General features: G+C 62.1%; 10 protein-coding genes. 6 read left to right on the top strand and 4 right to left on the bottom strand.

The window, feature by feature from the left end; all coding sequences use genetic code 11:
- The first annotated feature begins 131 nt into the window (after positions 1-131).
- Positions 132-890, top strand: a complete 759-nt coding sequence (locus NO360_RS09160) for an IclR family transcriptional regulator (protein ID WP_256307494.1) — start codon at positions 132-134, stop codon at positions 888-890.
- Between the two features lie 81 nt (positions 891-971).
- On the opposite strand, the gene rdfA is transcribed toward NO360_RS09160, so the two are convergent.
- Together rdfA and NO360_RS09150 are read right to left on the bottom strand one after the other, a co-directional pair.
- Positions 972-1,589: a rod-determining factor RdfA gene (gene rdfA, locus NO360_RS09155; protein WP_256307493.1), complete on the bottom strand. Its 618-nt coding sequence runs from the start codon at positions 1,587-1,589 to the stop codon at positions 972-974.
- A gap of 65 nt (positions 1,590-1,654) precedes the next feature.
- The gene (locus NO360_RS09150; protein WP_256307492.1) at positions 1,655-3,601 is read right to left on the bottom strand and encodes an archaea-specific SMC-related protein; all 1,947 of its coding nucleotides are present in this window, start codon (positions 3,599-3,601) and stop codon (positions 1,655-1,657) included.
- An 830-nt stretch (positions 3,602-4,431) separates the two neighbouring features.
- On the opposite strand from NO360_RS09150, the gene NO360_RS09145 reads away from it, so the two are divergent.
- From NO360_RS09145 to NO360_RS09135, 3 genes are all read left to right on the top strand, one after another.
- Positions 4,432-5,193: an IclR family transcriptional regulator gene (locus NO360_RS09145; protein WP_256307491.1), complete on the top strand. Its 762-nt coding sequence runs from the start codon at positions 4,432-4,434 to the stop codon at positions 5,191-5,193.
- Positions 5,194-5,334: 141 nt separating this feature from the next.
- On the top strand, positions 5,335-7,023 hold the full coding sequence (locus NO360_RS09140) for an acetate--CoA ligase (RefSeq protein ID WP_256307490.1): 1,689 nt from the start codon (positions 5,335-5,337) through the stop codon (positions 7,021-7,023).
- A gap of 106 nt (positions 7,024-7,129) precedes the next feature.
- Entirely contained in the window at positions 7,130-8,461 is a 1,332-nt protein-coding gene (locus tag NO360_RS09135; RefSeq protein ID WP_256307488.1) for an ABC transporter substrate-binding protein, read from the top strand.
- A gap of 13 nt (positions 8,462-8,474) precedes the next feature.
- Here NO360_RS09135 and NO360_RS09130 read toward each other — a convergent pair whose 3' ends face one another.
- Positions 8,475-9,179 (bottom strand): ABC transporter ATP-binding protein, encoded by a 705-nt coding sequence (locus NO360_RS09130; RefSeq protein WP_256307487.1) that lies wholly within the window; start codon positions 9,177-9,179, stop codon positions 8,475-8,477.
- Positions 9,176-9,901 carry an ABC transporter ATP-binding protein gene (locus NO360_RS18945; protein WP_256307486.1) on the bottom strand — a complete coding sequence of 242 codons (726 nt, stop codon included), beginning with the start codon at positions 9,899-9,901 and terminating at the stop codon, positions 9,176-9,178. The genes NO360_RS09130 and NO360_RS18945 overlap by 4 nt, the downstream gene beginning before the upstream one ends.
- Positions 9,902-10,018: 117 nt before the next feature.
- Between NO360_RS18945 and NO360_RS09120 the strand changes: the two genes are divergently transcribed.
- Positions 10,019-10,873, top strand: coding sequence for a branched-chain amino acid ABC transporter permease (locus NO360_RS09120; protein ID WP_256307485.1), 855 nt, complete (start codon positions 10,019-10,021; stop codon positions 10,871-10,873).
- Entirely contained in the window at positions 10,870-11,892 is a 1,023-nt protein-coding gene (locus NO360_RS09115; RefSeq protein ID WP_256307484.1) for a branched-chain amino acid ABC transporter permease, read from the top strand. Before NO360_RS09120 ends, NO360_RS09115 begins: the two co-directional genes overlap by 4 nt.
- Positions 11,893-11,934: the final 42 nt, after the last annotated feature.

The raw sequence follows: 11,934 nt of genomic DNA, 5'->3' as shown, positions 1-11,934 counted from the left end.
GTGGGTCTGGGGCCCATCGAGCACGCGATACGTGGCGCGCCTGATCGCTCTTCCGATAGTGTCGTCGGGCATTTGTCGAGATGAAGACCACAAAGCTAAGTTTATACGCTCTCTTAGAGCACTGTATGACAATGACAAACGACGCTATTAAGTTACAATCGATCCGACGGGTGTCCGAGATTATCGAATTGCTTCAGAAGGAGGGTCCGCTCGGTGCCACTGAGATCACGGAGAGACTCGACGTGCCGACGAGTACCGCGCACGACTACCTCTCGTCGCTGTACGACCTGGAATATCTCGTGAAGACGGAGGGAAAGTACGATCTGGGGCTTCGACTCCTCGATCACGGGATTGCGGCCCGTGACCGTCACGCCATTGCGGACATCGGACAGCAGACGATCACGCAACTGGCGAACGAGACCGGCGAAGCGACGTGGCTCGTGACGGAGGAACACGGCCGTGCGGTGTACCTCGACTACGCGCTCGGAGAACACGCGGTCCAGACGCACGCCCGGATCGGGACGCGCTCGTATTTGCACCAGTTGGCATCGGGAAAGAGCATCCTGGCGTATTTGCCCGAAGCGCGCGTCGAGGGGATAATCGACAGACACGGCCTCGAACAGCGGACGCCCCACACGATCGATTCCCGCGCGCAACTCCTCGACGAACTGGAAGCAACGCGGGAGCGTGGGTACGCGATCAACGATCAGGAGGCCGTCGAAGGGGCACGCGCGGTCGGAAAGGCGATCATCGTCGGCGGCGACGTGGTCGGCGCGATCAGCGTCGTCGGTCCGGCGAACCGGCTGACAGATCAACAGCTCGCCGACGGTATCGTCGATCAGATCCGCGGCGCCGCCAACGAACTCGAGTTGAAACTCGGGCAGGCGTGAGCCCTCGTCCGATCACACACGATCGGGCGAGTCTGCGAATGACGGGTCGAAACCGTCGCTCCAGCGCGACGCGTCTGCTATCTACTCCTGTTGACAGGCACAGCCGCGGTTTTCGAGAAATTCCGAGACGGAGTACTGCTCGCCGCACTCCTGGCAGAGCACCTGCACGTCCAACAGTACCTCGAACTCTTCGACGTCGACCCGGCCGGTCTCGCGGAGTTTCTCGATTCGCTCTTCGGTCACCGACAACGTTCGTGTCATCAACCGCTGGATGCTCTGAAGGTCCTTCTCGACCTTCTCCTCGTCCGAGAGCTGGCGGTACTCGGCGTCGCGGTACTCGGTGAGATACGACCGAATCGCCTGATAGCTGACGAAGTCCGATTCGAGTTCGTCGGCGTCGATCCCGTTCTGCTCCAGACGGCTCCGGGTGTCGGTTCGAACACCGGTGCTCACTTCGTCGTCGGTTAGGTTCTGATACATCGTGGAGACGTCGCTCTCGAGTGCGTTCATTCCGGCATCGATGAGCGTCTGTTCGAGAAGCCGCTCGTTGAAGTAGTCCGCGAGATCGCGGAGGCTCGTCCGCTCGACGCCGTCGCCGGTCCAGCGGGCCTCCAATTCGTCGCCCAACCCGTCGAGGTTGTACTCGGCGATCAGTCGCGCCACCTTGCTCGACGGTCGGTTGTCGGTCGTGTCTGGCATTACCCTCCCTTCGCCGAAGAGCCTCAAAAATGTACTGGGCTACCCCAGCGCACCCGGGGGACCCGTTAGATCGAGGTGACGCGAGTGAACTCCTCGTCGAGCGCTTGGGCGTCTTCCGGCAGCAGCGCCACCACCAGGAACTCCGCGTAGTCCGCGAAGTACTCGACGAGGTCCGCGATCCGGTCCGAATCGATCGCTTCCAGCGAATCCAACAACATGAACGGAACCGTCTCGTGGAGGTCGTGCACCAGATAGCCCGCCAGCGCGAATATCAATCCCGTCACCTCCCGCTCGCTCTCCGAGAGGTGCTCGATCGTGTCCTCGTAGGCCGCCCCGTTCTCCGTCGTCCGCACAATGTGCAACTCGAACCGCGTCTGTCCCTCGCTCGTCCCCGCACCCTCGATCCGCTCGATCCAGATCCGCTCGATGTTCTCGTAGCCCAACAGCTCCAGAATCGACTCCATATGCTCGTTGAACGATTCGACCGCTTCCGCCTCGATCTGATCGATCTTCGTCCGCTGATCCGTCAGCTCTTCCACGAGCTCCGAGCGCTCCTCCCGGAGTTCGTCCGCCCGCTCGACGTCCGCTTCGATCGACTCGATCTCTTCGGTCACTTCCTCGAGATCCGATTCCAAACTGTCGATCTCGAACTCCAGTTGGTTCGCCTCCTTGTGCAGCGACAGGATCTCCTCGAAATCAGCCGATTCGAGGTTCTCCACGTCCGACTCTAAGGCTTCGACCTCCTCGGTCAGCGACTCGCGGTTCTGCTTCAGCGCGTCGATCTGCTCGTCGCGCCGCTGGAGTTCCGACTCGATGTCGTCGAGTTTGCGTTCGATTTCCGAGCGCTTGCGCTGTTTCTTCGTCGCCTCCCGCTGGGCCTCCTTCTTCTCTTCCAGCCTCGTTTTGATGTCGTTCAGCTCGTCGACTTTCTCCGTGCGCAGGCGTTTCAGCCGTTCGATCGTCGATTCGATCTGTTCGCGCTCGACAGAGGAGCCGCAGGTCCAACACACCACGGTCTCGGACTCGGAGGCGACCAGTTGGTCGGTCACCGAGCCCTCGCCGCTGTCGGCGGCCGTGCCGCCGTCTTCTAAGAGGTCGTAGTCTTCGGCTTCGAGGCGTTCCTCGTTGTACTGGATGAGGCTCCGAAGCTCGTTGATCTCCGTGTTGAGGTCCTGGCGCTCGGTTCGCAAGCGGTCGATGTCGGCTTCGAGGTTTTGGTGCTCGCCCATCGGCGCCTCGGGTAGTTCTTCGAGGTCGTCTTCGAGGTCGCTGCGCTCGCGTTTCAGCGAGGAGATGCTCTCCTCTTGGCGTTCGATTTTGCGGCGGATGGATTCCAGTTCCGAGCGGGTCGAGCGGAGTTCCTGGAGTTTCTCTTCGAGTTCGGCTTGCTCTTTGCGGCCTTCTTCGACGTCGCGGCTGCTGTCGTCGATGTCGGCTTCGAGGTCGGCGAGTTCTTCGCGTTTGTCCTCGATTTTCTCGCGGAGTTGGGTGCGCTGTTGTTCGAGGTCGGGGAGGTCGCGCTTGTTGGATTCGATGCGGGCGAGTTCGTCGTTGATGTCACCCTTCTGGTCTTCGAGGGAGCGGATTTGCGAGCGGATGGCGTCGACGTCGACGGGGCGCATGATGACGTCGCGCAACTGCTCGCCGCGGGCGGCGGCCTGGCGGGCGTCGTTGGTTTCCAAGAGGAAGGCGAAGAGGTCGGCGACGGCGGGGTCGTCGAGGTAGGCGTCGCCGTCGAAGGTGACGCCGTCGCCGGCGCGGGTGAGAGTGCGCTCGTAGGTGGTGCCGTCGAGGGTGAGTTCGACACGACCGTGGTCGGCGTCGCCTTTCAGAGAGACGCGATGGCTGCCCATGGCGGCCATAATCGAGCGGAGGAAGGAGGTGCGATTGGTGGCGTTTTTGCCGGTGAGGACGGTAACGCCGGGTGGGATGTCTACTTCGGTGTGATCGATGCCGCCGACGTTCTCGACAGAGAAGTGAGCGGAGTCAGTCAGTTGTTCGGAAGTCGCCATACCTGATGTAATCGCTGTTGGGTATATATACTTTGTGTGGTATACTCGGTCCCGAGTAACAGATTACGTCCGGGAGACGTTCGACATTTCCGCACCGGCGAGTGACGGTGCCCAGCCGGACCGGACGAATTTCCGTTTGATCGGATCCGAGAAATATAATAAAACGTAGTATTTATTCAGTCGTATTCGACAGCGAATACAGTATTTGAATGGTCTCTAATAGACTATCACACAGGATACCACTATTTTCTGAAAACTAATTCGACCGGCAGCATCCCGCGAATAGCCCCGAGTTCCGCCCGCATCGAGTGGTCAAATAACAGTCGTACTTTCGTTATTCAAAACGAACCGGTCCAGGCCCGGGTCGAAGTGCGTGGAATGGTCACGCTACGGCCAATCGAGTTTCGTAAGCGCCGTCTGTGCACCGCGAGGACAGTTGTCATATGGGGGTTGGACGGACAATACTCGCCGTCCGAATCCTCCCAGTACGTATACGAAGGGAGGCCTAGGATATTCTGGAAACCCGTATCTGCGTTCGAGTTATCCGCAGGAAACCGAGAGAGCGACGGCGAGCGAGGCCCCGATCGAAAGCGACGTACGCCGACCGGTAGCGGGATACTGTCGATACGGGTTACTGCTCGATCGAGATGACTGGAATTGTGTTGACAACCAAAGAAACGGACTGAAGGCCGGACAGACTGGTGGGTACGAGGTCCATCCACGCTGTCGTGGAGACACGGATATATGGGCACGTCATTCACGATATCCGATACTACCGTTCGAGATAACCGCAGTCTTTAGGTCACACCGGCTACATCTACTGGATAGAGATGACCGACGACGCCCCACCACTCAAGACGATTCAGCGGGCCTTCGAGATAATGGACGTGCTGAAAGAGCAGAAGACGGTCGGTGTCGCGGAGCTTTCCAGACGGCTCGACGTGCCGAAGAGTACAGTACACGATTATCTCAGAACCCTGCGCTCGATGGGATACGTGATCAACGAGAACGGCAGCTACCGGCTGGGATTCGAGCTGCTGGAGTTGGGCGGACAGGTGAAATATCGGAACCGACTCTTCCACGTGGCGAAGCCGGAACTCGAACGACTGGTGGACAAGACGGGTGAGCTGGTCAGTATCAACGTCGAAGAGCGGGGCCGGTTCGTCATCCTACACACCGAGTTCGGTTCCGAATCGCTCCGACTCGGGATTTATCCGGGGCTGAAAACGCCGATTCACACCCACGCGGGCGGGAAGGTGATACTCGCGCACCTCGAGGAGGAATCGTTTCGGGAGATCCTCGACGAACACGGACTCGAAGCGCGGACAGAACACACGATCACCGACGAAGACGCGCTCCGGTCGGAACTCGAAGCGATCCGCGAGCGGGGCTATGGCATCGACCGCAACGAACAGGTCGTCGGTATGGGCGCGGTCGCCGCCCCGATCAAGGTCGGCGAGGAGGTACTCGGATCAATCGGCGTCGTCTGCCCCTCGGACCGCCTTCGCGACGAGGAGTATCGGCAGGAACTCGCCGACGAGGTCCAGAAATCGGCAAACATCGTCTCCGTGAACTACCAGTACGCGCCGTGACCTGCCCCGGGAGTACGCATCGTGGCACTCCGCTCGCCCCGCCCGACAGGGCCGTTCGAACAACTCGCAGGACGTCGCTCCCAACGATCGAACTCTCGCCCGGCCGTATTTTTAATACCGACCGTTATCATTACTCAGACGATGACAGAGACCGTCGAACTCGAAAACTACTATTTTCATCAACGGGAGTTCGAGACGCTCGAAGCGATCCGAGAGTGGTTCGAATGGGAGGTGCCCGAGACGTTCAACATCGCCGCATACGCCTGTGAGCGGTGGGCCGACCGCGACCCGGACCGCACCGCGCTGTCCCTCGGCCGTCCCGACGGCGACCACACGACCCACACGTTTCAGGAAGTGGATCGGAAAGCCAACCGGTTCGCGGCGTACCTCGCCGAGGCGGGCGTCGACGTCGGTGATCGAATCGCGATAAACGGGACGCAGTGCGTCGAGTCCCTCGCCGGGCACCTCGCGGCGTTCAAACTCGGTGCGGTGTCCGTGCCGTTGACTGTTCTCCTCGGTTCCGACGGCCTCGAATACCGACTCTCCGACTGCGACGCGTCGGTGTTCCTCGTCGACGAGGCCGCGGTCGACACGCTCAGGTCCATCCGCGATCAGGTCGACTCACTCGATCTGGTCGTCACTTACGACGACTTCGACCGCGACGACGAGGTCAATTTCGAGGCGGCCACCGACGGCCACGGCGCGGATTTCGAGAGCCGGGAGACCGAAGCCGACGACGAGGCGTTCATCATCTACACGAGCGGGACGACGGGACGGCCGAAGGGCGTCGTCCACGCCCACCGCCACCTCCTCGGCGAGTTACCGCAGTTCCTCAGCCTTCAGTGTCACCGCACTGATGAGAATCAGGTCGTGCGCACCGTCTCGGAGTGGTCGTGGATTATGTCGCTCCCGGGGATGGTCCTGCCGGCGATGTTTTACGGCCTGCCGGTCGTCGGCTACGCCGGCGATCAGTTCGACCCCGAAGCGGAATTCGAGTTGATCGAGCGGTTCGAGGTCACGCACCTCAACCTCCCGCCAACGGCGGTCCGGATGATGATGCAGACCGAGGATCCGGCGGCGACGTACGATCTCGCGAGCCTGCAATCACTGACGACGGGCGGCGAAGCCGCCGACGAGAACATCATCGAGTGGGTAGGGGAGACGTTCGAGAACGCCGCGTTCATCGAGGGGTACGGAACGACCGAGATCGGCGGGCTCGTCTGTGACGACCCTGCGGTCGGACTGGACCACCGCCTCGGTTACTTCGGCGTTCCCTCGGTCGGCCACGAGGTCGCCGTCCTCGACCCGGAGACGCACGAGCGAATCGAGGAGCCGCACGAAATCGGGGAACTCGCGGTCAGATACGACGGCGATCCGATGCTGTTTCTCGAATATCACAACCTGCCCGAGAAGACGGCCGAAACCGTGCAGGATGGCTGGCTCCTCTCGGACGACCTCGTGTCGGTCGACGAGGACGGCTACTTCAGGTTCCACTCCCGGTCGGACGACCTCATCATCAGTTCGGGGTACCGGATCGCGCCCAAGGAGATCGAAGAGGTCCTCCTGACGCACCCGGCGGCCCAACACGTCGGCGTCATTGGGGTCCCACACGAGACGCGCGGGGAGATCCCGAAAGCGTTCGTCGTCCTCGCGAACGGGTACGATCCGAGCGAGGCACTCGTCGAAGCGTTGCAGTCCCACGTCAAGGACCGCCTCGCCAAGTACGAGTACCCGCGGGAAGTCGAGTTCACCGACGAAATCCCGACGACGACGACGGGGAAAGTTCGGCGGCAGTCGCTTCGGCGTCGCGAGGGCGTCGACGACGAATAGGCGACCGTTCCGTCGCCGAGACCCGCCGGGGATGACTGCCCGACGACCCGGCCACGTATCGCTGATAGTAGAAAAATATATATGTTGATGATTAACAGTTACAACTATGCCATCTGGTAACACCAGTGGATCGAATAGCGCCGACCGACGAAATTTCCTGAAACTGACCGGTGCGACCGTCGTCGCTGGCTCTCTCGCGGGCTGTATGAACGGCGGGAACGGGGGAGATGGTGGCGGTGACAGCGGCGGCGACGGCGGTGGCGGCGACAGCGGCGACGGAAACGGGGCGACTGCCGGCGACGGTGGCGGCGACGGCGGCGGCGAGGACATCGTTATCGGGGGACTGCAGCCCTATACCGGCCCGTACGCGCAGACGACGCAGGAGTTCGTCGACGGGTTCAACTTCCGACTCGACGAGATCAATGCCAACGGGGGCGTGCTCGGTCGGGATCTCGTCTTCGCGGACCGCGATACCCAACTTGATCCGGCCGAGGCGAGCACGATCGCGACCGAACTCATCGAGGCCGAGAACGCCGTGGCGCTCACGGGCCCGATTTCGAGCGACATCGGGCTGACGGTCGCGCCCATCGCCGAACAGAACGAGGTGCCGCACGTGCCGCAGTTCGTCGGGAGTTCGGAGTTCCTGACCCGCGACTCGCGGTACAACTTCCGGATGGGACTGGCGCCCGCCCCGACGAACGCCCGGGCAGTGAACCAGTTCATCGAGGATCAGGGGTTCCAGAACGTCGGTGCCATCATCGCGGACTACTCCTACGGTCGGGCTTGGGAACAGAGTATCAACGCGATCTTCCCTGACGACATCAACGTGCATATGGAGGTCGCGCCGTTCGGCGAGAGTTCGTTCACGACGTACCTCCGGGCGATGCCCGACGATCTCGATCTGCTCATCTCGGCGAGCCACCCGCCGGGCGTGTTCACGATCTACAACCAGCTTCAGGGGCTCTCCGACGTCAACCCGGACTACGTCATCGGGCGGAGCGACGCGAAACTGTCCGCCAACGCCCTCGGCGACTCGGTCACGCAGGGCTTCCTCGCACAGACGCAACCGGATCCGTTCTCGGATCAGTACGCCGAGGTCGCCCAGCGGTTCTACGACCAGACCGAGGGGTGGTTCGGGGTGCTGAACGGGGTCGGATACGTCGTCGCCGACCTCTTCGCCGCTGCGATCGAGGACGCCGGGGAGGCGAACCCGACCGCGATCGCGGACTCGATCCGGAACATCGAGTTCGACACGCTGTTCGCCTCGCCGATCGAGTACACCGAGTGGGGTGAACTGCGGAACCTGGTCCAGTTGATGGTCGGCTTCGAGTCCGGATCGCCGGAGTACTACCCCGACGGAAGCGTCGATCTGACGGAGGAGTTCCGGTCCGAACCGCTGCCGGCGTACGATCCGTCGGGTGACCTGCTGGACGGCTGAAAAACCGGTCGAGCTACCCGCGGAGATAGCCTTCTTTGATCGCGTCGCTCTCGAGGAGTTCCGTCCCGCTCCCTTCGGTCTCGATGCGGCCGTTTTCGAGCAGGTATCCGCGGTCCGCGAGGGTCAGCGCTCGGTCGACGTGTTGCTCGACGAGCACGACCGTCACGTCGTCGGAGATGTCCTCGATCGTCTCGAACACCTGTTCGGCGAGTTGCGGGGCGAGGGCGTTCGACGGCTCGTCGAGCGCCAGCACTTTCGGCTCCGCCATCAGGCCCCGGCCGATCGCGAGCATCTGTTGCTCACCGCCGCTGAGGGTTCGGGCCTTCTTGTTTCGGCGGTCTTCCAGCACGGGAAACATCTCGAACACCATATCCCGGTTCTCCGCGAAGGTCTCGCGCTTGGTGAACGAACCCATCCGGAGGTTGGCCTCGACCGAGAGGTCGCCGAACAGGTTTCGCTCTTCGGACACCTGGACGAACCCGCGCTCGACGATGTCGCTGGCGGGCACGTCGGCGACGTCCTGTCCGAGCACTTCGACGCGGCCGTCCGACGGCGTCAGGACGCCCGAGAGCGTCTTGAGCAGCGTCGTCTTGCCGGCCCCGTTCGGGCCCACGATCGAGACCACCGAGTCGTCCTCGCGGACTTCGAGGGAGACGTCCCACAGGACCTGCAGGTCGCCGTAGTGGACGTCGAGGCCGTCGACGTCAATCAGCGTCACGACTCGACCTCCCCCAGGTAGGCCTGGGTGACCTGCTCGTTCGAACGGATCTCCTCGGGCGTGCCGTCGGCGATCTTCTCGCCGCGGTTGAGGACGATGATTCGGTCGGTGACGCTCATTATCGCTTCCATAATGTGTTCGATCCAGAACACCGACACGCCGCGTTCGTCGCGGGCGCGTTCCAACGTCTGCGTGATCTCTTCGATCTCCGCCGGCGTGAGACCCGCGCCGATTTCGTCGACGAGGATGAGGTCCGGATCGGCGGCGAGGCCCTTCGCGAGTTCGAGTTGCTTCCGATCGGCAATCGTCAGCGACCCGGCCTCCGCTTCCTCGCGGCCGCCGAGCCCGACGAACGCGAGCGCCTCGCGAGCGCGTTCGGTCGCCTCGTTCATCGAAACGGACTCGTCGTTTCCGAACACTGCGCCCACCGTTGCGTTGTCGAGGACGCTCGATTCGTTGAACGTCCGGACCGCCTGAAAGGTCCGGGCGACGCCGAGTTGGGCCACCTGGTTCGGGGTCTTGCCGACCAGTTCCTCCCCGTTGAAGGTGATCGAACCCTCGTTGGGTGCGTGGACGCCCGTGATGGTGTTGAACAGGGTCGTCTTTCCCGCCCCGTTCGGTCCGATCAGGCCCACGATCTCCTCGTCGCCGATAGAGAAATCGACGTCGTCGACGGCGACTAGCCCGCCGAATCGCTTGGTTACGTTGGTGGCGGTTAGCACAGACTCGGCTTTCCCACGATTCTACATAAATAATTCGGTGATCGGAGTTCGGAGACAGTCGATCGAAGCGTTCCGGCATCCATAATATTTATACACACAGTCCGACGATGAGCCACTATGTTTGCCAGAGGCGTAGAACTGCTTATCGACGGACTGGCGAGGGGAATGATCCTCTCACTCCTCGGGTTGGGGATCACGCTCGTCTTCGGGTTGGGAGGAATTCTCAATCTTATGCTCGGCGTTTTCGCCGTCATCGCCGTCATCGCGTGTTCCCTGCTTTTGGGAGTCGTCCCCGGGTTGCTCGTCGCCGGACTCGGTGGGGTCGTCGCCGTCGCCCTGTTCGCGTTCGCGCTGGACCGATCGGTACTGTCGCTCGTCTACCGGGAGGAAGGCGAAGATCGAGTGCTTCTCGGCATCTTCGTCACGCTCGGACTGTCGCTGCTGTTCGAGGGGCTGCTCTTCGTCTTCCTGGCCGGGAGCTACTTCCTCGAGAGCGACGTCCCGTCGGTGTCGGTCGTCGGCGCTGGAATTACGGGATCCTCGATGGCGGTTATCGTGTCTGCGGGGGTGCTGTTCGGACTCATCTACTACTTCTTCAACCACACCTACCTCGGAGTCGCTACGCGGACCGTCATCCAGGACGAGACGGGAGCGATCCTCTGCGGCATCCGTCCCCGTCGAGTGCAGTCGATCGTGTTCGTGTTGAGCGCGGCTATCGCCGCGGCGGGGGGAATCCTCTACGCCCTCGACGCGGAGGTGACGCCCGCGAGCGCCTTCGAGTTGACCACGTTCGCGATTATGGTCTCGATCGTCGGCGGTGTCGACAGCATCAGAGGCACCGTCGCCGCGGGCATCATCCTCGGGATCGTCATCACGGTCGCGGGCGCGCTGTTCGGATCGTACCTGTCCACCGTGACGCTCTTCGCCGTCGCAATCGCCGTGCTGATCTACAAACCGGAGCAGATATCATGAACCGAACTGGCGCAGACACCGCGACTCGGGACAGACTCACCACCGCCATCGTGTTCGCCGCACTCCTGGCGGTGCCGCTACTGTTCTTCGACCCCGCGACGACCTACATCTCGCGGCGCTTCATCCGCGTGATGATCTTCGCCATCTTCGCGATGGCGCTCAACATCGTCTTCGGCGAGACCGATCAGCTGATTCTCTTCATGGGTGGCATCGCGGCGGTCGGCGCGTACACGACCGCGCTGACGGCCCAGTATCTCGGGATTTCGCCCTGGGTGACACTACTTCTGGGCGCGTTCGTGGCTGGCGTCTTCGGGTCGGTGGTCTGTTACGTGGCCGCACGCCGCCAGTTCACCGTGATCGTCCTCGCTATCGTGACGTTCGCCTTCCAGATGATCATCTCGGAAGTCCTCGTGGGGCTCCGCGATATCACCCGCGGCAGCACAGGCTTCCCGTTCAGCGGACTCGAACTACCCGCCGTCGAACGGCTGACCGGGCTGGGCTCGTACGCGGTCCAGTTCTACGTGCTGCTGGCCATCTTCGCCGCGGTGCTCGGCGTGTACACGTGGTTGAACCGCTCGAAGTACGGACTGGCGTTCGACGCGATCCGTCAGGACGAGTTCGCCGCCCGAGCGACCGGCGTCGACGTCGTCAGGCTGAAGATGTTCGCGGGGTTCATCAGCACGTTCATTATCGGGCTCGTGGGGCCGTTTTACGGGCAGACGACCGGTATCATCATCCCGTCACTGTTCAGTTTCAACTCCGTGGACGTGCTCGTCCTCATCATCTTGGTGTTGGGCGGACTGCGGTCCCGGTACGGGCCGCTGGTCGGCGCTGCGGTTATCATCTACATCGACAACCTGCTCGGGAACTTCGGACAGTGGCGGACCGTCGCGTTCGGCCTGCTGCTCACCGTTCTCTTCCTGTACTTCCGGGACGGCATCGTGCCGTCGATCACATCGCTGTACGACAGCAGAGACGACCTCCGAAAGCGGCTTTCCAGCCTCCGCAGCGGCGAGTAGGCGGTCCGAACGCCGCTTGCCGCCGTCTCTGACGGGTGGTAG

The sequence above is a fragment of the Halobellus litoreus genome, assembly GCF_024464595.1.
GTDB lineage: Archaea > Halobacteriota > Halobacteria > Halobacteriales > Haloferacaceae > Haloquadratum > Haloquadratum litoreum.
The sequence above is the reverse complement of the archived record's forward strand: the minus strand, read 5'-3'. Positions and strand labels throughout refer to the sequence as shown.

What these genes read in the sequence shown, in the direction of transcription:
- NO360_RS09160 (WP_256307494.1), top strand. Translation starts at nt 132, where the DNA reads ATGACAAACGACGCTATTAAGTTACAATCGATCCGACGGGTGTCCGAG.
- NO360_RS09120 (WP_256307485.1), top strand. Translation starts at nt 10,019, where the DNA reads ATGTTTGCCAGAGGCGTAGAACTGCTTATCGACGGACTGGCGAGGGGA.
- NO360_RS09115 (WP_256307484.1), top strand. Translation starts at nt 10,870, where the DNA reads ATGAACCGAACTGGCGCAGACACCGCGACTCGGGACAGACTCACCACC.
- rdfA (WP_256307493.1), bottom strand. Translation starts at nt 1,589, where the DNA reads ATGCCAGACACGACCGACAACCGACCGTCGAGCAAGGTGGCGCGACTG.
- NO360_RS09135 (WP_256307488.1), top strand. Translation starts at nt 7,130, where the DNA reads ATGCCATCTGGTAACACCAGTGGATCGAATAGCGCCGACCGACGAAAT.
- NO360_RS09140 (WP_256307490.1), top strand. Translation starts at nt 5,335, where the DNA reads ATGACAGAGACCGTCGAACTCGAAAACTACTATTTTCATCAACGGGAG.
- NO360_RS09150 (WP_256307492.1), bottom strand. Translation starts at nt 3,601, where the DNA reads ATGGCGACTTCCGAACAACTGACTGACTCCGCTCACTTCTCTGTCGAG.
- NO360_RS09145 (WP_256307491.1), top strand. Translation starts at nt 4,432, where the DNA reads ATGACCGACGACGCCCCACCACTCAAGACGATTCAGCGGGCCTTCGAG.